The sequence below is a fragment of the Paenibacillus sp. P4_E11 genome (assembly GCF_056401635.1).
Genome location: NZ_JBFUIX010000003.1, coordinates 169,926 through 192,517, shown reverse-complemented (window position 1 = coordinate 192,517; position 22,592 = coordinate 169,926). Strand labels below are relative to the sequence as shown.

At 52.6% G+C, this 22,592-nt stretch carries 23 protein-coding genes; 16 read left to right on the top strand and 7 right to left on the bottom strand.

Going from position 1 to position 22,592, the window contains the following annotated elements; translation table 11 throughout:
* Positions 1–8: 8 nt before the first annotated feature.
* Entirely contained in the window at positions 9–2,927 is a 2,919-nt protein-coding gene (gene uvrA / locus AC1DWB_RS02690; RefSeq protein ID WP_477539475.1) for an excinuclease ABC subunit UvrA, read from the top strand.
* 149 nt (positions 2,928–3,076) lie between these two features.
* Positions 3,077–4,009 (top strand): sigma-70 family RNA polymerase sigma factor, encoded by a 933-nt coding sequence (locus AC1DWB_RS02685; RefSeq protein ID WP_477539474.1) that lies wholly within the window; start codon positions 3,077–3,079, stop codon positions 4,007–4,009.
* Between the two features lie 67 nt (positions 4,010–4,076).
* Here AC1DWB_RS02685 and AC1DWB_RS02680 read toward each other — a convergent pair whose 3' ends face one another.
* Positions 4,077–4,454: a hypothetical protein gene (locus AC1DWB_RS02680; protein WP_477539473.1), complete on the bottom strand. Its 378-nt coding sequence runs from the start codon at positions 4,452–4,454 to the stop codon at positions 4,077–4,079.
* Positions 4,455–4,460: 6 nt separating this feature from the next.
* Positions 4,461–4,628 (bottom strand): hypothetical protein, encoded by a 168-nt coding sequence (locus tag AC1DWB_RS02675; RefSeq protein ID WP_477539472.1) that lies wholly within the window; start codon positions 4,626–4,628, stop codon positions 4,461–4,463.
* Positions 4,629–4,715: 87 nt separating this feature from the next.
* Here AC1DWB_RS02675 and AC1DWB_RS02670 point away from each other — a divergent pair, with 87 nt between their 5' ends.
* The 4 genes from AC1DWB_RS02670 (at position 4,716) to AC1DWB_RS02655 (ending at position 7,495) form a co-directional block, all read left to right on the top strand.
* Complete coding sequence (locus AC1DWB_RS02670; RefSeq protein ID WP_477539471.1) at positions 4,716–5,165, top strand: VOC family protein; 450 nt, start codon at positions 4,716–4,718, stop codon at positions 5,163–5,165.
* 122 nt (positions 5,166–5,287) lie between these two features.
* A complete protein-coding gene (locus tag AC1DWB_RS02665) occupies positions 5,288–6,283 on the top strand; it encodes a sigma-70 family RNA polymerase sigma factor (protein ID WP_477539470.1) in 996 nt (331 codons plus the stop codon).
* 28 nt (positions 6,284–6,311) lie between these two features.
* Positions 6,312–7,025 carry a VOC family protein gene (locus tag AC1DWB_RS02660; RefSeq protein ID WP_477539469.1) on the top strand — a complete coding sequence of 238 codons (714 nt, stop codon included), beginning with the start codon at positions 6,312–6,314 and terminating at the stop codon, positions 7,023–7,025.
* An 8-nt stretch (positions 7,026–7,033) separates the two neighbouring features.
* Positions 7,034–7,495 carry a GNAT family N-acetyltransferase gene (locus tag AC1DWB_RS02655; RefSeq protein WP_477539468.1) on the top strand — a complete coding sequence of 154 codons (462 nt, stop codon included), beginning with the start codon at positions 7,034–7,036 and terminating at the stop codon, positions 7,493–7,495.
* A gap of 62 nt (positions 7,496–7,557) precedes the next feature.
* On the opposite strand, the gene AC1DWB_RS02650 is transcribed toward AC1DWB_RS02655, so the two are convergent.
* A complete protein-coding gene (locus AC1DWB_RS02650) occupies positions 7,558–7,977 on the bottom strand; it encodes a cupin domain-containing protein (RefSeq protein ID WP_477539467.1) in 420 nt (139 codons plus the stop codon).
* Between the two features lie 239 nt (positions 7,978–8,216).
* On the opposite strand from AC1DWB_RS02650, the gene AC1DWB_RS02645 reads away from it, so the two are divergent.
* The 3 genes from AC1DWB_RS02645 (at position 8,217) to AC1DWB_RS02635 (ending at position 11,001) form a co-directional block, all read left to right on the top strand.
* Positions 8,217–9,896: an RNA polymerase sigma factor gene (locus AC1DWB_RS02645; protein WP_477539466.1), complete on the top strand. Its 1,680-nt coding sequence runs from the start codon at positions 8,217–8,219 to the stop codon at positions 9,894–9,896.
* A 125-nt stretch (positions 9,897–10,021) separates the two neighbouring features.
* Positions 10,022–10,663, top strand: a complete 642-nt coding sequence (locus AC1DWB_RS02640) for a hypothetical protein (RefSeq protein ID WP_477539465.1) — start codon at positions 10,022–10,024, stop codon at positions 10,661–10,663.
* A complete protein-coding gene (locus AC1DWB_RS02635; RefSeq protein ID WP_477539464.1) occupies positions 10,630–11,001 on the top strand; it encodes a hypothetical protein in 372 nt (123 codons plus the stop codon). Before AC1DWB_RS02640 ends, AC1DWB_RS02635 begins: the two co-directional genes overlap by 34 nt.
* Here AC1DWB_RS02635 and glsA read toward each other — a convergent pair.
* Positions 10,998–11,936: a glutaminase A gene (gene glsA, locus AC1DWB_RS02630; protein ID WP_477539463.1), complete on the bottom strand. Its 939-nt coding sequence runs from the start codon at positions 11,934–11,936 to the stop codon at positions 10,998–11,000. The two genes, AC1DWB_RS02635 and glsA, sit on opposite strands and share 4 nt — an antisense overlap.
* Positions 11,937–11,963: 27 nt before the next feature.
* Entirely contained in the window at positions 11,964–12,659 is a 696-nt protein-coding gene (locus AC1DWB_RS02625) for an alpha/beta hydrolase family protein (protein WP_477539462.1), read from the bottom strand.
* 656 nt (positions 12,660–13,315) lie between these two features.
* On the opposite strand from AC1DWB_RS02625, the gene AC1DWB_RS02620 reads away from it, so the two are divergent.
* The 4 genes from AC1DWB_RS02620 to AC1DWB_RS02605 all read left to right on the top strand — a co-directional run bounded on the left by AC1DWB_RS02620 (position 13,316) and on the right by AC1DWB_RS02605 (position 16,572).
* Entirely contained in the window at positions 13,316–13,687 is a 372-nt protein-coding gene (locus AC1DWB_RS02620) for a VOC family protein (protein ID WP_477539461.1), read from the top strand.
* Positions 13,688–13,824: 137 nt separating this feature from the next.
* Positions 13,825–14,295: a large conductance mechanosensitive channel protein MscL gene (mscL, locus tag AC1DWB_RS02615; RefSeq protein ID WP_477539460.1), complete on the top strand. Its 471-nt coding sequence runs from the start codon at positions 13,825–13,827 to the stop codon at positions 14,293–14,295.
* Between the two features lie 186 nt (positions 14,296–14,481).
* A complete protein-coding gene (locus AC1DWB_RS02610) occupies positions 14,482–15,564 on the top strand; it encodes a Gfo/Idh/MocA family protein (protein ID WP_477539459.1) in 1,083 nt (360 codons plus the stop codon).
* A 39-nt stretch (positions 15,565–15,603) separates the two neighbouring features.
* A complete protein-coding gene (locus AC1DWB_RS02605) occupies positions 15,604–16,572 on the top strand; it encodes a sugar phosphate isomerase/epimerase family protein (RefSeq protein WP_477539458.1) in 969 nt (322 codons plus the stop codon).
* Between the two features lie 91 nt (positions 16,573–16,663).
* Here AC1DWB_RS02605 and AC1DWB_RS02600 read toward each other — a convergent pair whose 3' ends face one another.
* Positions 16,664–17,488 (bottom strand): AraC family transcriptional regulator, encoded by an 825-nt coding sequence (locus tag AC1DWB_RS02600; protein ID WP_477539457.1) that lies wholly within the window; start codon positions 17,486–17,488, stop codon positions 16,664–16,666.
* 130 nt (positions 17,489–17,618) lie between these two features.
* Between AC1DWB_RS02600 and AC1DWB_RS02595 the strand changes: the two genes are divergently transcribed.
* The 3 genes from AC1DWB_RS02595 (at position 17,619) to AC1DWB_RS02585 (ending at position 22,062) form a co-directional block, all read left to right on the top strand.
* Positions 17,619–18,641 (top strand): D-2-hydroxyacid dehydrogenase, encoded by a 1,023-nt coding sequence (locus AC1DWB_RS02595; RefSeq protein ID WP_477539493.1) that lies wholly within the window; start codon positions 17,619–17,621, stop codon positions 18,639–18,641.
* Entirely contained in the window at positions 18,638–19,840 is a 1,203-nt protein-coding gene (locus AC1DWB_RS02590) for a glycerate kinase (protein ID WP_477539456.1), read from the top strand. Before AC1DWB_RS02595 ends, AC1DWB_RS02590 begins: the two co-directional genes overlap by 4 nt.
* 260 nt (positions 19,841–20,100) lie before the next feature.
* Complete coding sequence (locus AC1DWB_RS02585) at positions 20,101–22,062, top strand: alpha/beta hydrolase family protein (protein WP_477539455.1); 1,962 nt, start codon at positions 20,101–20,103, stop codon at positions 22,060–22,062.
* 258 nt (positions 22,063–22,320) lie between these two features.
* Here AC1DWB_RS02585 and AC1DWB_RS02580 read toward each other — a convergent pair whose 3' ends face one another.
* Complete coding sequence (locus AC1DWB_RS02580; RefSeq protein WP_477539454.1) at positions 22,321–22,488, bottom strand: hypothetical protein; 168 nt, start codon at positions 22,486–22,488, stop codon at positions 22,321–22,323.
* Positions 22,489–22,592: the final 104 nt, after the last annotated feature.

Below are 22,592 nucleotides of genomic sequence, written 5' to 3'. Positions count from 1 at the left end.
AGCCATTCATGAAGACAAGTATTGAAGTCCGAGGCGCTCGGCAGAACAATCTGAAGAATATCGACGTCAACATCCCGCGGGATCAAATGACGGTCATTACCGGGGTCAGCGGCTCGGGTAAATCCTCCCTTGCATTCGAAGTCATCTACGGGGAAGGGCAGCGTCGTTTTCTGGAATCGCTCTCAACGTTCGCCAAGAGCCGGATGAATCAGTTGAAGAAGCCTGATGTTGACTTTGTATTCGGGCTGTCTCCGGTCATTGCGATCGAGCAGAAGAAGGGCAATCAGAATCCCCGCTCCACGGTGGGGACTATGACGGACATGTACGACTTCCTGCGGCTGTTGTTCGCCTCTTCCGGCGAGGCTTGCTGTCCGTTCTGTCAGCATCCGATCGAGACGAAGTCAGTGAACCAGATGATCGACCACGTTCAGGCCCTGCCGACAGGCACCGAGCTGGAAGTGCTCGCCCCGATCTTCAAGCTGTACGACGAAGACTACCAGACCTTATTTGACGAGATTCGGGCGAAGGGCTTCCGCAGTGTCAAGATAGATGGGAACGTACATCATCTAGGTGATCCGGTCGAGTTGGATGAGGAAGCGGAATATCAGATGGAGGTTGTGGTAGACAAGGTAGTCGTAGAACCAGGCTTGTTCAAGTCGCTCACCAAGACGATAGAGAACAGTCTGAGCTTGATTGGCGAGGGCTTTATCCGCTTCGAAATTACACGTGCTGAGGATGACAAGCCGGTAGATATGAAAGCGTTCTATGAAGGGTTCGGCTGCCCGGAGCATCATCTTGTTATTGGCGAGCTGCATCCGTCCTACTTCTCCTTCAACGATCCGAACAGCGCTTGCCGGACATGCGGCGGGATCGGGACCTACTTGCGGACGGAGAAACGATTCCTGATCAAGAATCCGGAGAAAAGTGTCAGCAAAGGCGCGTTAGATCCTTCCCTGTTCGGGCCAAGTACGAAAAAGTCTTACAGGGGCATGTATTTGCACAGCTTGTTCGAGCATTACGGCTACAGCCTGGATACTCCGTTCCATGAATTATCCGAGGATTTCGTCGATATCCTGTTCAACGGAACGAGGGGCGAACAGTTCCCACTTCTGCTTACGAATACCGACTCCCGCCATGCCCAACGGCAGGTAGGTCAATTGAGAAGATACCACGGACTAGTTGCCGAAGTGAACCGTTGGTACAAGTGGTTTGTGAAGAAGAGAGGCGGCAATGGCGGGGACAACGAGTTTTTCAAGAGAGTGATGGTCGAGAACACATGTCCAGACTGTGAAGGGAAGAAGCTGAAGGCTCAGCGGTTCAGCGTGAGAATTGGCGATAAGGACATCCATGAGCTTTGCAGCATTCCGCTCAAGGAATTGAAGGCGTTTCTGGATGATGTGACTTTCGCGCCGCATAAACGACAAGTCGGGATGCAAATCGTCAGCGAAATCGACTCCCGGCTAACGCTGCTCATCGATATTGGCTTGGAGTATTTGAACTTGGGTCGGAGGTCCGACACGATCTCCGGTGGTGAAGCGCAGCGTATCCGGCTATCGACGCAGATCAGCTCCGGTTTGATGGGCATGTTATATGTACTCGACGAGCCGAGTATTGGACTGCATGCCCGAGACAGCCTGAAGATCGTACAGACGCTGAAGAAGCTGCGCGACATCGGCAATACGATCATTGTCGTGGAGCACGATATCGATACGATCCGCAGTGCGGATCACATCATCGAGATCGGTCCGGGTCCAGGTGAGCGAGGCGGTCAAGTAATCGCCCAAGGCACGGCTGCTCAACTGCGCAAGTCGAAGCAATCGCTGACGGGTGCCTTCCTGTCCGGAGCCCGACGCATCGAGGTGCCTTCCAAGCGGAGGGTGTCCTCCGGGCTGGCTCTGCAGATACGTGGAGCAAGGGCGAACAATCTGCGCAACGTCAATATTGACATCCCGCTCGGCGTTCTGACTTGTGTGACCGGCGTGTCCGGCTCCGGGAAGAGTACGCTGATCAACGAAGTGATGTACAAGCAGTTGTATGCGATATTCCAGGATCAGCGCATCGTGCCGGGCGAACATGATTCAATCGAAGGTGCCGAGCACTTGTCCGGCATTATTAACATCGATCAGTCTCCAATCGGACGCAGCACACGCTCCAATCCAGCCACATATGTCGGCTTCTTCGACCGTATTCGTGAGCTGTTCGCGGAATCCGACGATGCCAAGGAGCGGGGGCTTGGCAAGAACGAATTCAGCTTCAATCAGAAGAACGGCCGCTGCGAGAACTGCCAGGGCGAAGGCATTGTGACGACTCAGCTGCAATTCATGGCAGATATTGAATCGGTATGCCCAGCCTGCAAAGGTGCACGCTTCAATAATGACGTGCTTGAAGTGCGGTTTAACGGCAAGAACATCTCGGAGGTACTGGAACTGAGCATCGAAGAGGCGGTTAGCTTTTTCAATGATCAATCGTACATCCTGCATAAATTGAACGTGCTGAATCAGTTGGGCCTAGGTTACCTAAAGCTCGGACAGTCGTCCACTACATTATCCGGCGGCGAGGCGCAGCGCATCAAGCTGGCGACGGAGATCGGCAAGCTGAAGCGGGGCTCGCACAACCTGTACATTCTTGACGAGCCCACGACTGGCCTGCATCTGCACGATATTCAGAAGTTGATCGATTGTTTGAATCAGTTGGTCGACAATGGACATACCGTGCTAGTCATCGAACACCATCTGGATGTCATTAAGGTGTCGGATTACTTGATCGATATGGGGCCAGAAGGCGGCAAGGGTGGAGGATCCGTTGTTGCGCAGGGCACGCCAGAACAAGTAGCTGCCATCGAAGGGTCGCATACCGGCATGTTCCTGAAATCGGTGCTATCCTCGGACAACCGATACTGGAACGACCGCGTGTTACAAACCAAATAAACGGTCACGAGCAGATGCTGGCTGTTCTGACGAAGGCAACTGGTGCTGCGGCATCGGTACAGCCTACGAGCAAAACGTACCCCGTGAGCAACCTGTAAAAAATATTTCGATTTCAGGACTATTTGAGGATAGCGAGGGAGAGTGGGCAGATGAACCAAGCCGATTCTAATCTAGTGGAACGAGCCAGTGATGGTGACGTGCACGCGTTCACCGAACTAGTCAGAACGTATACCAATGCGATCTGCGCGGTAGCATTCGGGGTATTAGGTGACTATCATCTTGCCCAGGACGTTGCTCAGGAGACGTTCACTAGAGCTTATCTCAAGTTGAATACGCTGCAAGAGCCACAGAAGTTCGGAAGCTGGTTGTATTCGATTGCTTCACGTCTAAGTTTGGATTGGAAGAGAAAGCAGGGGAGGGAGAGCCGGTTCACCGAGCAGCTAGACCCGGATTTCGTCGGATCATCCGCTGAATCTGCGGCACAGCACGATCTACAACTGGACATCAGGCACGCTCTGCACAAGCTGGACGAACCGAGCCGAGCTGTGATGATGCTGTTCTATATGAGCGAGATGTCCATGGCTGCCATAGCAGCGTTCCTGAACGTATCGGTCAGCGCAGTGGAGAGCCGCCTTCGCAGAACACGCAAGCTTCTCCGCGAAGACTTGTTGACCAGTTGGGGCCAGCAATTTCATACCGGGCAATCGACGGATTCTATCGTCACTCGTGTGGTGGAACGGATTGTCAAGCAAGTGGGGCACTACTATATCCCGGTTACGGATAAGGAGATCACCGCAAGTTGGTTTGTGACGCATTTCGGCATCAATCTGGATCGACACGGTAATTTGCTGCTCCCGTCCGGACATAGGTTGTATTTGATCGAGGTCCGTCGATCCATAATGGCGGAACAAGCACGCTCAGGCATGCCTGTTCTTGTCTTCACCGTTGATGACGCTGCGTGCGTGTATGAGGAGCTGAAAAGGCAACACATTCGCGTGGAGCCGGGTAGCGAGCCAGGTGCTCTAGGCACCAGCTATTCCTTCTACGACCCGGACGGCAATCGGTTCGGAATTGTAGCTTGATCCCTTAGATTCTGGTAGGCGATTATCGTGCTCCAGCGTTGTAGATCGAGAACGACCGTATATTGGATCACCGTCGCTTTCTAGAATCTCGAGGACCACACCTCTCACGTTCACGAGGGGCAGGCGGATGATGGCCTTGTCCGATATTAAGCAGCAGGTTGGCTCCTCGACCTACCGAGAGATAGTAGAGCCCGACCAACTCATCCAGGCTTTTGAGCATTTGCTCATCCGTATCGCTATAGAACCAATTCGCCGTGATCTGTACATCACACTCAGTTGGCAACCATAGTTTCTCTTCCAACAGGTCTTTCTCCTCGGTTAGGATGGAGAAGCCAGTTGAATCGACGACGTTCCAGCACGGCAGCGGTGCAATTCCGTCTTCATTGCCAACCCAGCGGAAGTTAGGATCGCCAATATTGAATATGAGTAGATGCCGTCGAACCACAAGATGTCAATGTCGCCATAATTGCCTAACAGTTCGGTGATCTGGTTTGACGAAGTAATCGTCATATGCCTTCGCATTCTGAGAGTAGAAATCCGCAGAGCTGTCATACGGCGAGTAATACAACCCAGGCTTGATCCCGTACTTGCGGCAGGCATCCGTGAACTCCTGGATCACATCGCCTTGTCCGCCCTTCCAGGGGGAGTGTGTGACTGAGAAGGTGGAGTAGACATGAAGGACAATATATCTTGGGAGGTTTTGCTCATGAAGCAACCCGAAACAACTCAGCCTGCCCAATGCGTCCAACCCGTAGCACCACCTGCCGTTCCGTTGTTGAAAGGCGTGCTCTGCAATTACATTCCCGTAGCCGATATGCCGAGAGCCAAGGAATGGTACACGCGGGTATTAGGTCTTAAGCCAAGAAGTCCAGAGGGTGGAATTATGATTATGGGGAGCGGGCAGTGGCTGTTCCTGATGGAATCGAAAACGCCTGGTAATGCGAATTTCGTCACGGATCATTGGGAGGGTGACAATTTCGAGATGTTCTCTCTTACCTTCGAGACGGAAGACATCATCAAGCTGCACCAATCCTTGCAAGCGAACGGCGCAGAGGTTGAGCCTATCGTGGATTATGGTGGGTGTGACTTGCAATTCCGGTTCAAAGATTTGGACGGCAACAAGTTCAATGTTTGGCAAAATTCGAAGAAAAGCTAATCACTCTATGGTGTCCACGACTCGATCGGTTGCAATTGCAGCCGATTTTCTTTTACTCGAACAGGATTTCTCATACGTGCTGAGGAATTGAAATGACAAGAGGAATGTGACGGGAGGATGGTATGAGGAAGACCGACGAACAATTGGTCCAGCAAGCGCTACAAGGGGATCTAACCGCTTACCCGGAATTGATGGACCGGTATATGAATGTATTGTTTGCAATTGGTTATCATCGGACGGGCGACTTTCATCTGGCCCAGGATATTACTCAGGAGGCGCTGATCAGAGGATATTCCCGTCTGTCCTCCCTGCAAGAGAATCATAAATTCGGTAGCTGGCTGTATGCAATCGCCCGTAGGATAAGTCTGGATATGCTGCGGAAAAATCGGTGTGTAACGCCTGGACTCAACAAGCTGATTCAGTTGGAGGAACCACGTACGGTTGAGGAAGCAGCAGAGGAGAATGAGCGACGGGAGGCGGTCTGGGTGGCGCTCGGTAGGCTGCAGCCGACATATCGCGAAGCTGCGATCCTCCACTATATCAGTGGCATTACGGTGCCGGAAATGTCACGATTGCTGAACGTGTCGGTCAGCGCGATCGAGAGCCGGGTCAGACGGGCGAAGCAGCAGTTGAAGCGTGATCTTCAAGGGGTGATCGAAGAAACACTGCAAGCCAAGCAACTAGGGGCGGCGTTTCGAATGCGAGTTACTTCGTTATTGCTGCGTCAACTGAATTGCTACTATATCCCCGTAGTGGATCCTTATTTATCAGCGCAATGGTATCGGGACCACTTCGGTCTTCGTTCGATGCAGGACGTATTACCGGGTGCTAACGGGGCTTCCTTGTCGATAGGCTCAGGAATGGAACTGTATTTGTTGAAACCGGAAGCAGGGAACGTGGGATTTGCCAAGCCGTTCGAATTGCTTGCATTTGACGTAGATGAGTTGGAGTTGTTAGTACATCGATTACGTGACGAAGGCGTAAACGTAGGTCAGGTAGAACGTGAGGAACATCGCCTGCGTTGCCGGTTCCAGGACCGTGATGGTCACCTTTTCGTGCTGACACAAAAAAATATGGACCCGGCTGACCGGAATTCCCCGATTGCCCCGTCTTGTTAGAGAATCCAATATTAAGGAGGAACTTCACATGATCGAAGAAATCGTGCAAATTCAGGAAACGCCCAAGGTAGCAAACAAGGAGATCACTCCACCGTCCGCACCAGTACTGAAAAGTATTAACTGTATTTACGTCCCTGCTTCTGATCCTTACGAGACGATTCAGTGGTTCAATCGGCATTTTGGATTGAAGCGAACCGGTTCAAAGCCTATGAAGCGGGACACGAATGGAGAATCTATTGCACTTGGCAACGGAACGGAATTGTTCGTGCTGAAGGCGGCCGATGGTTCGCGTATGACTTTTCAGACGGATGTCTGGTCAGGACCGGATTTCCAGCTGTCGATGTTGTCATTCGAGGTGGACGATATTGTAGAGGTGCATCGTTCGTTGCAGGATAATGGGGCGAAGGTGGAGGAGCTTCGCGATGCGAATGGTTGCGGGATGGCGTTCTACTTCTACGACCCAGACGGCAATAAGTTTTGTGCATGGGAATTGCAGACGATGGTCATGCGGCAACCCGATGGGACAACTCGATTCGCCAACTGTTATTTCCGCGGCAACATGGACGACTTCCTGAAGGAAGCTGCCGCAGGCTCACGCCAGTACTCACGACGGGTACAGATTGTGGGACATCGTGTGTGGCAGGAGTTAGACCCGGAAGGACTGAAGCAGCTGGAGCAAGCTTTAGGGAGATTCAGCCGACAGCATCCGGAGCGTGCATTTCGAATCGTATATAGGGAGTAGGGGTATCCATGTCCAATTCATCATCAGCAGTTGCCCGCATTATTCGACCGAATGAGTTAAGCGGGCTTCTCCAACTGTACAAACATTTGAACGAAAACGATCCTGATCTCGCCCCAGGCCCCCACCTGGATGAGCTGTGGCATGACATTCTGAACGATCGCTACATGCACATCATCGTGATCGAGCAAGAAGGCGAACTTGTTGCTTCCTGCGTGCTGACGATCATCAAGAATCTCACCCGGAATGCCAGACCCTACGGCGTGATTGAGAATGTCGTGACCCATGCAGCACATAGGAAACACGGCTACGGCCGAATGACGCTGCATAAAGCAGTCGAAATCGCCAAGGAACATCGTTGCTACAAAGTCATGCTGCTCACCGGCTCCAAACGTGAAGAGATTCATAAGTTTTATGAAAACTGCGGATTTGTAAAAGGACAGAAGACCGGATTCTTGATGCGGCTAGAATGAGGAATCGGCCTACCCGTATGGGCTAGGTCGGTTTCTAGATTCTCTGATTCATCCTCTTCTGCTTAGCTCTGTTGTTTAGCCCAGATCGCTTCCAGCTCCGGAAGCAATAGAACACTCTCCTGCTCATTCGGATCGGTTCGTGCGATCAAGGCTGTACACGGTTGTGTCCCCGGATTGAAGGGTAGATGCGGCATTCCAGCCGGGATATACACAAAGTCACCTTCGTTCACCTCCATGTACTGATCCAGATTGTCACCATACCACATGGCCGAATGCCCTTCCAATATATAGATCGCGGTTTCATGGTGCTCGTGAAGATGAGCTTTGGCCCGATTACCGGGAGGAATCGTAAGCAGATGCATGCAAATACCTTCAGCCCCTACGGTTTCAAATGAGATCGCCTCGCTATAGTCGAAACCTTGTTTCCCGTGATAGGTTCTGGATGGACGAATTCTTTTACAAGTACGTACACTTCTCGTCAATGAGTTGCACCCCCGTCATAATCGTTTTATTCCCTGATACATGCTATGAGAGGTGGACGGCAGAAAAGACCATATGATGCTAGGAGGATTTCCGTCAGAAATTTACATTGTAATGGATGGTATGATCGACAGCCTCTTCTTGGTTTTAGTTGATTAGAAAAAAAATATAGTTTTGTTGCAAACGTCTCGATTCAGGCTCAAATTGTTAACAGTTCATGCATCTTACTATTCAGGAGGGGATGATGGAGTTGGAAGAAGCGGTGCTATCGGACAGCGACCTGGTTGCTCAGGCGAGAGGCGGCGACAAAGAGGCGTTCGGCGAACTGGTGCGAAGGCATCGGGCGAGGGCATTCAACTGGGCGCAAGGTGTGGCACGTGATCCTCACTTGGCTGAGGATATCGTCCAAGACGCGCTGCTTCGCGCCTTCATGCACCTCGGCACGCTGGCCGACCTGGAGCGTTTCTTGCCATGGCTGCACTGGATCGTTCGTAACGAGGCGCTGATGAAGCTGCGGCGAAGTGAGAATTCCGGTAAGGAGCGTACGTTCACCGGCTTACTTGATCGTGATCGTCTTGCAGGAGCCACGGACTGGTCGGATTTGGGCAGTGTTTTACTGTTCATGAGCGGGTCGGGGGATCAGCAGAATGATCCAAACGATCCTGCTGCCTGGCTGGCGCAAAAAGAACTCATCGAGACGATGCGTCACCTGCTAGGCTGTCTCACTGTGAAGGAGCGGGCTGTGTTCGAAGCCCATTTCTTCCGACAGTTGTCTCCGGCAGCAATTGCTCGGTTGTTTCAGACGTCCACGGATAGCGTGTATCAGTCGTTGGCACGGGCAAGAGGTAAGGTTCAAGAGGAACGCGAACGCGTCCGGCTTCGGGACTATGTTCGGGAAGCCAGCCTGGACGCAGCAGGAGCGACGCCCGAACAAGAGGTATTGTCGCTGAAGAAAGGAAGTCGATCCGGGCAATGGAAGCGATGTAAAACATCATTTGCCGGCGCATTGTATGCCGTATTACCGTTCATAGGACAACCGGATTATTCATTAACCGAGGTCATGGGGCTAACAGGCCAAGCGTTTCGGTTGACGGTGGAAGAAGAGCGTGTAGATGCATCTGGGCCGATGATGTATTACTGGGAGCCCAGGTTCAAGGAGGGGCTCTCGAATCTGGGTCTGGATTGCGAGTTCGAGGGAGATGGTGGTGCGCCGCCGACTCCCTTCATGCTGAACAAGGGTATCGCCCTCGTTAGACGATCCATTAATCGCGGAAAACCGGTAATGGCTTGGGACTTGTTCACGCCGGAGTTCGGCATTATTTACGGATACGATGATACGAGGCAGGAGCTGCAAGCCGAGGATCGGCGGGCGAAGAAGGTTATCGCTTACGACCAACTGGGTCGTGGCTTGTCGGGCGGATTATTCGTTCTATCCGTTACGGGAGCAATGTTGAGTGTTGGATGGAAGACGGTTCGTCGTACGCTGCAGATGGCAGTTCGACATGCCTATGGCGAGCTTACATTTGCCGGGTATACGTGCGGATTGTCCGCCTATGCTTGTTGGCAGGATGCGTTCAGAAGGCGGTCTGTCGATCTGATCGGCAACGCATATACCGTTGATGTGACTGCGGATGCTAGAACGCACGCGGCTCAGTACATACAAGGGTTGGAGCGAAGCCTCTCGCAAGCCGGACACCCTACGGAAGCCGCTATCGCTGCTCAAGCAGCCTTGCATTATACAGCTGTTGCCGCAGCATTAGGTGAATTAGGCAAGCAGTTTCCGTTCCCGTCAGGTGGACAACCCAATGACCCGGAAAACGCGAAGACTGCAATGGCTCTGCTGGAACGTGCTCGTGTGGAGGAGGAAGCAGGTATTTTACTGCTCGATCGACTGGCAAGGCACATGGGGTGCCTTATATAAAAACGTGCTAAACAAAAGGAGAGATTTCTATCAAAAAAGTAAATTTGGAGCGATACCGATTCTCCGGTTTCCAAAAATCGCATATTGGCGCTTTGAAATCTTGTCTCGATTACTTGGAGTGCCCCATGTCGGCTGCGTGGGTATATGGGATGACCGGCAATGCGTTCATGACCCTGATCGATCAAGACGTCTCTGCCCCCAATATCGGTGAGCCTGAGGAGCAGATGTTCGAGTTGGCGAGAAACATGGGGCTCCATATTGAAGGGTTTCATACATTCGCGGATCAAGCCGCATTCCCCGAGCTGCAGCGCCAAGCCTGGGATGCCGCTCGTTCGGCGCTTGATAAGGGCTGGCCTGTATTCGCCAAAGAGCTGGATCTGGGCAATGAGACGTCAGTCATTTATGCGTACGACGAAGAGGGATATTACACGCATTCCTGGCATGCCGGACATGGGCATGAAGGTTTCGATGACGTTATCCCGTGGACGAAGCTAGGACGGAATTACTGCCCTTGTGTATCTTGTAAGGACAAGGCACGAAGCGACGCGGTGTACAGCAGTGACTCTCAGGAGGAAGGCGGGTTCATTTCCCTGCACTGGGCATCTTCCGTAACTCCTTCCGACGAATGCACGGCATTACTGGCTGCGTTAAGCTTCGCCCTTGATTTTGCACAGCCTGGTATATATGAGTGGGGAGGGCGCACTCTATATAGAGGGCCAGCCGCTTACGACAGGTGGATCGAGTCGTCAGAAACGGAACGATCCTGACCTTCTACATGGGCTACTATGTAGACCTGAACTATGAAGCCCGTCGATACGCCCATTTATTCCTGATGGAAGCTAGCAGCCGATTCGATGGGGAACTGTCCGGGGTGCTAACACAAGCAGCGGATCACTATAAGCGAATCCGGGAAGCATACCAGATCTTGAATGAACTATACCCCTGGATGCAGCCGCATGCACCGATTGAAGACCCGGACCGTCGACGCCAGGCGGTGGATGGGTTGACCCGGATCAAGCAGTTGGAGGTCGAAGGCTACATTTGGCTGCAGCGAGTCAAGGAAGCTTGTGTCCGTCACCAACAATCCCCATCCGATCAGCTTTAGAATATACTCCAGTCATAACGATCGGACAGCTGGTGCAACAGATGTACGCCTGCGATGCTATTGCCCTTGGCATTCAGCGCGGGGCCTACGATGCCGATGCCGAACTGGCCAGGAACAAGGGCTAGAATGCCTCCAGATACACCACTCTTGGCAGGGACGCCGACCTGGATTGAGAATTCGCCGGATTCGTTGTACATGCCACATGTGATCATGAACGACTTGGCGATCTGTACATAACGTCGAGGTACTAGCTCACGGCCTGTTATCGGGTCAACTCCGTTATTAGCCAGCACGCAGGCCATTCGGGCGATATGCCGGCAATTCACTTCAATGGAGCAGTGGCGGAAATAAACGTCAAGCGTCGGCTCCACGTCATCGTCCAGCACTTCATTGTCCTTCAGAAAATAAGCCAGGGAGCGATTGCGATTGGCGGTACGGGATTCCGAGCGGCATACGCTTTCATTCACTTCAATGCTCGAATCCCCGGCCAGTTCGCGAATGAACGAGAGAATACGGTCTGCTTTTTCAGCGGGGGTACTGCCCTTAATCAATGAAGAGATGACGATAGCGCCTGCATTAATGAGTGGATTGAACGGCTTCCCCGGCTCCACCAACTCGAGCTTCAGCATGGAATTGAAATCGTCTCCGGTTGGCTCCATCCCTACTTTGTCGAAGACAGCACTTTCGCCACGGTCCATGAGAGCGAGCAACAGCGTGAATACTTTGGAAATGCTCTGCATCGTAAAAGTTAGATCACAATCCCCCGCTTCAACGGCTTGTCCGTCTAGTGAATAGATCGCGATTCCGAGGGCATCTGCCGGGCCGTGCTTCAGTTCGGGGATATAGCTTGCCACTGAGCCATGTGCGGACACGAGACGGCTGATCTCGACCCACACAGGAAGATGACGGGTAAGATCGTGGAAGTCAGTTGACATGGGAAATTCCTCGTTTCGTTCGATGGGTTAAGTGTTGATCCCATTATATACGAATCCGCTGTCCCGTTGTACCCAACTCCAGATGAAATCCATTACCTTTTCCATATTTGAGACATTGTTCTCATCCCTGCTCTGATGGCAAAAGTAATCCGGGTGACCGCCGTTAATCGGCAATCGGACCCTTACCTTGGCCGGACGGAACCAATGAAATGCGCACCGGGATATCCAATCCCCACCTCGCCCGCCATGCTCAATTGTGAATACTTTATCCCGGCAATTGGCACAGATTGGAATTTCCGGAGAGCCGACCATGAAGATGCGAATGACCGGATATCCTTCCGAATGAAGCAGTTGCGCAGCTTTATATGAAGCAATGCCACCGCCGCTATGACCAATTAACACGATATCACCACCGCTGAGACGGTCATAATGCTGACGGATGTCGTTGAATAAGGCTCGTCCCCCGACTGTATGTGCCGCTTGGCGATAGATGTCCCTTCCGACCATAAATGCTTGCTTGGTCATGAACCTCCGGTGCCTGGAGGCTGGGATGTCATCCATCGTACCATAAGGGTAAAAGCAATGGGTCCGAATCGAAGTAAATCCTCTGCTCCTGTATCGATTCTCCATATGATTCATCGCATCGATGAACATTTCACTAGTTTGGAACATACTGATCCCTGCCGCGAAGTAAACGGATATTGCTGTGTCAGAACCGCTCATAAGTTGAACCGCCTCTCCATACATACTGAAGCCAACTGTAGCCCTAGTATGCCCGGAATCATCAACTCCATTTGTACGGAGACAATAAAAAAAGCACCTTCGGTAATTTTCGGAAATGCCTTCTGAATATGAATGTAAGATTATTTCCTGACAAGGAATAAGATGAGATTTGCCTTGCGTAATGGAATCGGAGGAAGGTTCGATGGATCATCAAAGCTTATTGCGTACCTCTAATTTATCGACTCGCTCCCGATTCGACAAAACGTAGACGACGATCGATTTTATTGAAGTTGTTCACCGTTTCCTTACGAAATTCATTCATATCCTTACGAAATTCGCAACATATCCTTACGAAATTGATTAAATTGATTTTGGGAACTAGTTAATCTGTCATCCGTCGCATCGACCTTTGCCCGCACAGCGCGAAGCTCATGAAGAATGGTATTCAGAAGCTCCCGTTCATTCATTTCTGCCATATTATCACCGCTCTCATTTTTACAATTAATTATATCATGCTCGCAGTCAAGCATAAGAATAATAGACGGTAATTAGATATTTGCGATCATTATAGACAACGGAGAGAAAGGGAGATATACTCGAATTATTAATGAAACTTGGTTTCATATAATGAAACCGTGATTAGGGGGATTGAGCTAATGAGCTATCAGTTCAAAGGTATAGATCATGTTCAATTGGCATGCCCGAGAGGCGGGGAGCAGCAGGCTAGGCAGTTCTACGGGGATACACTCCAGATGGTAGAGATTGAGAAGCCTGAACCGTTGCGTTCTCGTGGTGGCGTATGGTTCCAATGCGGCAATCATCAGGTTCATCTCGGTGTACAGGACGACTTCGTTCCAGCGAGAAAAGCTCATCCTGCGTTTGAAGTCAACCCACTCGAACCACTACGATCGCGCCTGTTGTGCCTAGGTATTCCAGTGATCGATGACGATGTCCGCGAGGGCTGTGATCGATTGTTCGTCCATGATCCATTCGGCAATCGGATTGAATTCCTGGAATGGAAGCGATGAGAGTCACATAACCATCTGTACGTCTGGGACGAACCGCCACCTAGTTTGCAACTAGACGATTGTGGCCTGAACACGATACAATACAGGTGAAATATAAGCTGACGATATCAATAGCTTTCAAGGAGGAAAGACGAGCCATGCTAAAAGAGTTTAAGGAATTTGCGATGAAAGGCAACATGATCGATCTGGCTATTGGGGTCATCATCGGCGGAGCGTTCGGCAAAGTGGTGACATCGATCGTGAACGATCTCATTATGCCCCCGATCGGACTTCTGCTAGGCAAAGTCGACTTCACGAATCTGTTCATCAGTCTGAACGGCACCAGCTATGATACGTTAAAGGAAGCCAAGGATGCCGCTGCGCCGACATTGAACCTCGGTCTGTTCATCAATACGTTGCTGGATTTCCTGATCGTGGCATTCGTGATCTTCATGGTTGTGAAGCAGTTGAACCGACTGCGCCGCAAGAAAGAAGACGCACCGAAGCCCGTTGCCAGCAAGACGTGTCCGGAATGCTTGTCGGATATCCCGATCGCCGCGAAACGCTGCAAATTCTGTACTTCGCCGGTCGAAGAAAGACATGCAGGTTCCAGTGAACGATTGATGTAGGTCATTACCTAGTCCAGATTGTTGTTCGCAATATGTTGGACAAGCAATTCGTAGCCAAAATGTTCATCTTTACACAATATTCTTCATGTTCACCTAGAGCGCTTTATGTTTACATAGAAGCTGTGAATTAGTGTTGCAACCCGAATATAATCGATGGAATCGAATTCCTGGGGAGGATGTTTAACAATGGCTAAGTTAAGAATCGGAATTATTGGTACAGGTGGTATTGCCAACGGCAAACATATGCCGAGCTTGAAGAGGCTGGACACTGTGGAAATGGTAGCGTTCTGCGATATTGTGGAAGAGCGTGCTGTAAAGGCTGTTAAAGAATATGGCGCTGAAGGTTCTAAAGTATATACAGATTACCGCGAATTGCTGAAGGACAGCTCCATCGACGTGATTCACGTCTGTACGCCGAACTACAATCATGCCGAAATCTCTATCGCAGCTATGGAAGCAGGCAAGCATGTCATGTGCGAGAAGCCGATGGCGATCTCTTCTACCGAAGCTCGCGCCATGGTGGAAGCGTCCAAGCGTACGGGCAAGAAGCTGACAGTCGGCTACAACAACCGATTCCGTCCAGACAGCCAGCATCTGAAGAAAGTGTGCGAATCCGGGCAATTGGGCGATATTTATTATGCCAAGGCACACGCGATTCGTCGCCGTGCTGTTCCAACTTGGGGCGTATTCCTGGACGAAGAGAAGCAAGGTGGCGGACCGCTCATCGATATCGGGACGCACGCGCTTGACCTGACGCTGTGGATGATGGACAACTATAAGCCTGTTAGTGTTACTGGCTCTGTGTTCCACAAGCTGGGCAGCCGACCTAACTCCGCTAACGCCTGGGGTCCTTGGGATCCTGAGAAATTCACCGTCGAAGATTCTGCATTCGGATTCATTAAGATGGAGAACGGCGCAACCATCGTATTGGAATCAAGCTGGGCGTTGAACACACTTGACGTGAAGGAAGCAAAGACGACGTTGTGCGGTACTGAAGGCGGCGCTGACATGGAAGACGGACTCCGCTTGAACGGTGAATCGTTCAGCCGTATGTACGAGCAGAAGGTTGATCTGAAAGCTGGAGGAGTTGCATTCTATGGCTCCAAGACGGAAACGGATGCGAACCTTGAAGCACGCTTGTGGATCGAGAGCATTTTGAACAATACAGAACCAACGGTAAGAGCGGAGCAAGCACTGGTTGTTACCGAAATTCTTGAAGCCATCTACGAATCTAACAAAACCGGTAAAACCGTTTACTTGAATTCCTAAAATAGTGCATATTAAGAATAGAGGGTGGGTGCCGCTCGTATGAAATTGGGAGTATTCGCTGTATTGTTCGCTGGACGTCCATTGGAGGAAGCGCTGGACATCATCGCGTCCAAAGGACTGCAAGCTGTTGAGATCGGAACTGGCAACTACCCGGGCAACGCACATTGCGATCCGGATATCCTGTTGGCAGACGAGTCTAAGCTGCAAGCATTCAAGAAGGCGGTCGAGTCGCGCGGATTAATCATCAGCGCGCTAAGCTGCCACGGCAATCCGTTGCATCCACAGAAGGCAATTGCCAACGAGGCTCACGACACGTTCGTGAAAACCGTCGATCTCGCTGAACGGTTGGGCGTGCCGGTCGTGAACACATTCTCTGGTTGCCCGGGTGACCACGAGAACGCGATGTATCCGAACTGGCCGGTTGCACCATGGCCGAACGACTACCAGGACATTCTGAAATGGCAGTGGGAGCAAAAGGTCATCCCTTACTGGACCGAGACCGGCAAGTATGCCTCTGATCGGAACGTGAAGATCGGGTTGGAGCTGCATGGCGGCTTCTCCGTTCATACACCGGGCAATCTGCTACGTCTACGTGAAGCTGCAGGGGAAGTAATCGGAGCCAACCTCGATCCTAGCCACATGTGGTGGCAAGGGATCGATCCGGTGCAGGCGATCCATATTCTGGGTCGTGCAGGCGCGATTCATCACTTCCATGCGAAGGACACGTCGATCGATCCGATCAATGTGAACAAACACGGCATTACGGATATGCAGTCGTATACGATGATGCTCGATCGCGCTTGGCAGTTCCGCACGGTTGGCTACGGACACGACATGAAGACTTGGGCTGATATCTTGAGCGCACTTCGGTTGGTCGGCTATGACTACGTCGTCAGCATCGAGCACGAAGACGGGCTCATGTCCGTCGACGAGGGCTTCTCCAAAGCTGTCAGCAACCTGCAGCAAATCCTCATCACCGAGCCAGTTGGCGAGATGTGGTGGGTGTAACATTTAGAGTTGAATAACAGCTATACAATCGCCTGTTTCTCGGTTTTTCGAGGAATAGGCGTTTTTTTCTGCATGATCATTTTTTGAAAAGTTACTCCTGCTCCTCGCTGTCCGCATTCCGGTATTCCTTGGGCGACATACCATAGCGAGCGCGGAACATCCGGTAGAAATACGTGTAGCTGTTGAAGCCTGAGGCTTCGGCGATTTGCTCTAGTGACATTTTGCTAAACAAGATACGTTCTCTCGCGATGGAAAGACGGATTTGCAACGTATATTGCATGATGGACTGGCCGAAAATGGTCTTGAAGAGGTGAACCGCGCGGGAGACGCTTAACCCCACGTGCTGGGCCACCTCTTCTAATTTCAGCGGGGTCAAGGCATGCTCTTCGATATAGCTCTTCATCTGCACGGCCAGAAACGACTTGCCCTTCGTGGCATAGAACGCTTGCTCTGACAATATTCGCTCGAAGCTGAGGCAGAGGATGCGCAAGTAGTATTCGGATATTTCCTTGGATCGCCCTTTTACCCGTTGCTGTTCGAGGGCTGCATGCCTACACAGATTCAGTAGCTCTTCGCTGATCGGAATATGCGCTTTCTGAGGCTTAGCGGATTTGTTCCACCAGTCGTCCAGCCAGGATCCCCGGCAGAAGAAATAGTAATCCCCGCTGAATACTTCCATTTCTCCATTGGCTTGAATCTCGGGTTCGACCCTTAGGTCGTATATATCGGTCGGCTTGTATAACAGAAGATCGCCCGGTTGAATAAGTACCATCTCCCCGTCGACAAGGGCACGGCAGCGGCCTTCGGTCTGATAACGGATCAAATAGTTGCGCAGTCCTTTGCTGGAAGCAGCTTGAAACGGCTTCGTATGATGAGAATATCCGGCGGACAATACTTCGCAAGTTAAAGCAATCATTCTAGGCACGCCTTTCACGGTGGAGGAGTTATTGCGGGACATATTCGACAGGTTATCCATAAATTCCTTTAAGGGAATGGGAGGGAAACGAAGATGTTCGCACGAATTGTATAACGGTGAGGTGACGATGATGAAAATTGTAGTGTTGGACGGCTATACATTGAATCCGGGGGATTTGAGCTGGGCGTCTGTGGAGAAGCTGGGCGAAGTAACGATCTATGACCGTACGTCGCCGGAACAAGTGGTAGAACGGGCCATCGAAGCTGACATCGTATGGACGAATAAAACGCCCTTACGTGCGGAAGCTCTGGAACGATTGCCGAAGCTGAAGTATATCGGGGTATTGGCAACCGGTTACGATGTTGTGGATGTAGGAGCTGCCGCGAAGCTGGGTATTCCGGTCACGAACATTCCTTCTTATAGCACTCATTCGGTGACACAGTTCGTGCTCGCGTTGCTGTTGGAGCTATGCCATCGCGTTGGATTACATGGGGATGCAGTAAGGAACGGTGATTGGGCGTCCAATCCGGACTTCAGCTTCTGGCGTTCTCCCTTAGTGGAGCTGCACGGTAAGACGCTAGGCGTGATTGGGCTGGGGCGTATCGGCGAGCAGACAGCTAGAGTGGCTCAGGCGCTCGGCATGCAGGTGATCGCCTCCACGAGAAGTGACAAGCCAGCTCCGCTAGAGGGGATGCGTATGGTGAGCAGGGAAGAGCTGGTCCGTGAAGCGGACGTTATCTCACTGCACTGCCCGCTCACGCCGGAGACGGCGGGGATGGTGAACCGGGATTTCCTTGCGTCGATGAAGTCGACCGCATTCCTGATCAATACAGCCCGAGGCAAGTTGATCGTGGAGCAGGATCTGGCGGATGCGCTGAACGGCGGCGTCATTGCAGGAGCCGCGCTGGATGTGCTGTCGGTCGAGCCGCCTGGGGCGGACCATCCGCTTACGACGGCTGCCAACTGCATCGTGACCCCGCACATCGCTTGGGCGACTCGCGAAGCCAGAGCGCGGCTATTGGACACGGCTGTTGCCAATGTGGCGAGCTTTCTAGCGGGAAGCCCTGTCCATGTGGTAAATACAGCGAGTATGGCGGGCGGAGTGAATGGGACAGTAGGGGCGCATGGAGCTAACAAGGGGGAACTGAAATGAGCAGTGATTCTTTACATACAGGCGATATAGACCATTCCGGGCGTCGTCGCATCGTTGTGGCGCCCGATTCGTTCAAGGGCAGCCTAAGCGCTGTTGAAGTGGCGCAGGCGATCACGAACGGTCTGCGCCGCTCGGGTCTGGACGCCGACATCGTGCAAGTGCCGATGGCGGACGGCGGCGAAGGCACCGTCGACGCCGTGTTGACAGCTGTCGGCGGCGAGCGCCGCACGCTTGTCGTGACCGGCCCGCTGGGCGAGCCGGTGGAAGCGTTCTACGGCGTGCTGGAAGACGGCACGGCGGTCATTGAGATGGCGGCGGCGTCCGGCCTGCCGCTCGTGCCCGAGATGCGGCGCAACCCGCTGCAGGCGACGAGCTACGGCACCGGCGAGCTCATGCGCGACGCGCTTGACCGCGGCTGCACGCGCATCCTGCTCGGCATCGGCGGCAGCGCAACGAACGACGGCGGCATGGGCATGGCCCAGGCGCTCGGCGTGCGCTTCATCGATGCCGCCGGCCGCGAGCTCGTCACGGGCGGGCAGCAGCTCGAGCGCATCGCCCGCATCGACGCGAGCGGGCTGCACCCGCGCATCGTCGCGGGCGACGTGCCCGTCGATGTGTGCTGCGACGTGACGAACCCCTTGTGCGGACCTAACGGCGCCAGCGCCGTGTACGGGCCGCAGAAAGGCGCGACGCCGGCGATGATCGAGCGGCTCGACCGCGGCCTCGACCATTACGCCGTGTGCATCGCGATGCAGCTCGGCGTAATGGTCCGCGATGTGCCGGGCGCCGGCGCCGCCGGTGGCCTGGGCGCGGGCCTGCTCGCGTTCTGCCGGGCGCGGCTTGCGCCCGGCATTCGCGAGGTGACCGCGCTCACGCGCCTCGAGGACGCGATCCGCGGCGCGAGCCTCGTCGTCACCGGCGAGGGCCGCACGGACGCGCAGACGGCGTTCGGCAAGGTGCCCTCGGGCGTAGCCGCCCTCGGGCTCCAGCACGGCGTGCCGGTCGTCTGCTTGTCGGGCGGCCTCGGCGACGGCGTGGACGAACTGTACGCGCACGGCATTACCGCGCTGTTCAGCATCGCGAACCGCCCGCTGGTGCTTGAGGACGCGATGCGCGACGGCGCCGCACTGCTTGAGCAGGCCGCGGAGAACATCGCGCGGCTGTATGCGGTGGCGCTTGTACCAGCGCGCGCCAACTGAAAAGAACCCAAATCCAAGCGTAGCCTTTTCCTGTATAGGAGAAGGCTACGCTTTTGTATGGTTCAGAGCTAATGGTTTGAGAGCACGGATACGCTTGACAAGGATATCGCTTCACTGTCGGCAATAACGTCAGGAAAATACCGTGAAAGGCTGGAAGGAAAGGTTTTACATCATTATAGAAATCGATTACTATAAAGAAGGAATAACGATGAACCATATATGCACAGTGACGAACACAGTGAAGGTGGGGATTGAGGGCGATGGAGCTACGTATACACGATTTGGAAAGTTTGGTGCTCGGCATCTATGATGTGAAGGACCAGTTGAAGCAGCATGTATATCAACGTTCGGCTGAGGCTTTTGCTGCTGGAGATCGTGCAAGAGACGCTATCCAGACGTTGAAGCAATTGGATCAGAGAAGGGCAGCGGCGCGCGAGGCGTTCCTTGATGGGATCGGAGGACTGCCACATACGGATGAGCCCCTGAGTGCGAGAGTTAGCGGAGTCACACAAATCGAAGGCATACGAATTGAAAATATCGTATTCCAATCGCGACCGCAGACATATGTGACGTCCAACATGTATATCCCAGACGGCCTTGTTGAGCCTTCTGCCGCGGTATTGTTCGTATGTGGGCACTTTGCCGAAGGCCGATTGGCAGCCGAATATCAGTCTGTCTGTCAAACGATTGCCCGTGCCGGTCTAATCGTTCTCGCCATCGATCCGATCGGGCAAGGTGAACGCTCCAGTTATTATGATCCGGCTACTCAACAGATGCCTGTACTTCGCACCACCGCTGATCACGAGCAGGCTGGAGCGCAGTGTTGGCCGCTCGGTGACGGTTTGGCGCGTTATTTTATTCATGATATTATCCGCGCGGTCGATTATATGTGCACACGTCCTGAGATCGATCCGGCACGAATCGGTATAACGGGCAACTCGGGAGGCGGCTTACAGACAAGTATGGCAATGCTGGTCGAGCCACGAATCGCAGCAGCAGCGCCGGCCACGTTTATCATGAGTAGAGAGTCGTATCTATACGTGGGACACGCGCAGGATGCTGAGCAAATCTGGCCTGGTATGACGGCTCTCGGTTTCGACCATGAGGACCTTGTACTGGCGATGGCACCCAAACCCGTGTTGGTGCTTGCCGCACAATACGACTTCTTCCCGATAGAAGGGACTAGGCGGACCGTTGAGCGGACGAGACGATTTTGGACGATGTACGATCAGACGGAGCGTTTGGCCTTATTCGAGGATAAGAGCCAACACTGTTATTCGGAAGCAATGGCGAACGCGGCGGCCGCTTTTTTCGCTGAGCATTTGCTAGGTCGGATAGGTGTCCCGGAACGCGCAGCGGCGATTGTACAGGTAGACGTCGAGCGGCTTCTATGCACCACTGGGGGGCAGGTGCGGGGTGAATATGCCGATGCGCGCGGACCTTTCGAAGAGAATATGGACCAGCTCTGTCAATGGGAAGACAGTCGTGCTGTGCGATCTGGACCGGATCAGAAGGAACAAGCCCTTGCTTGGCTCCGACGGAAAGTAATCGCGGCAAGGACTAGCTGCGATTTGAATCCACGTCAACTGTCTGTGGCTTCCGTTCACGAACTGGAGGTCAGCAGTTGGTTGTGGTGGAGCCAAGCAGGATTGTTCAATCATGCCTATATGTTCCGAAGAAGTAACTTCATCGGGCAGAAGCTCCCTGTAGTTATTGCGGTATGGAAGCGTGGAACGCGCGAACTGTCCGCGCATTGGAACTGGATTAGCGAGACAGCGGCCGCTGGGAAAGTAGTCGTGGTGCTTGATGTTGTCGGGGAAGGCGCTGTCACCCCTAACGCAATTAGTCCAAGTGGACTGTATGACCGATTCGGCACGATTCATAAGCTGACAACAGATTTGTTCTGGCTGGACGACAGCTTGGCAGCGCTTCGTACCTACGATGTACTGCGCTCGATTGAGCTGGTCGCCCAAATGGATGATATCGATGCCGATGCGATCCAGCTCTACGGTGAAGGCAAATTCAGCTTGTATGCACAGCTTGCCAAAGTACTTGATCATAAGGGACTAGTGCGCGGGCTTACTGTCCACCATGGACTGACAAGCATAGCGGATTGGCTTCGCGATCCGTTCTATGATAAGCATGATGTACTTGGCACCGTTATGCCAGGTATGCTCAAGTATTTTGATCTTCCGGACTTATTACTCTGGCAAGAAACTTAATCCACAAACATGACTCGGGTGATCGGTCCCACACAAGGCACCTCCCATCCCTGTCCGTAATAACAAATAAAAGAACTCTGTTCTCTTATTTGCCTGTATAAAGCCAATTAGAGAGAAATAGAAGAACTCAGTTCTCCTATTTCAATAAAAAACACCATTTTCCAAATCCGAATGACAAATAGAAGAACTGAGTTCTCTTATTCTCTCCGGAAATTACCGCGGCAGACGAATAGGAGAACTCAGTTCTCTTATTTGAACCTATTTTTCAACCCGGTAGATTATATAATCTCCTTCAGTTTGCCCCGTCACATAAAAGGGATAGTCCATCGCCGTCTGCACCAAATGTACAGCTTCAACACCGCATAGAGACTCTACCATATACAGCCCAAGATCGATAGAAGTAGCTACACCTCCGCCAGTGATCACGTTCCCATCTCTAACGATTCTCGCATGTACGACTTCGCCGCAGTATGGCGTGAGCAACTCGTAAGCTGGGGCATTCGTCCCATCCCGCTGCTCGCCCGCCGCTC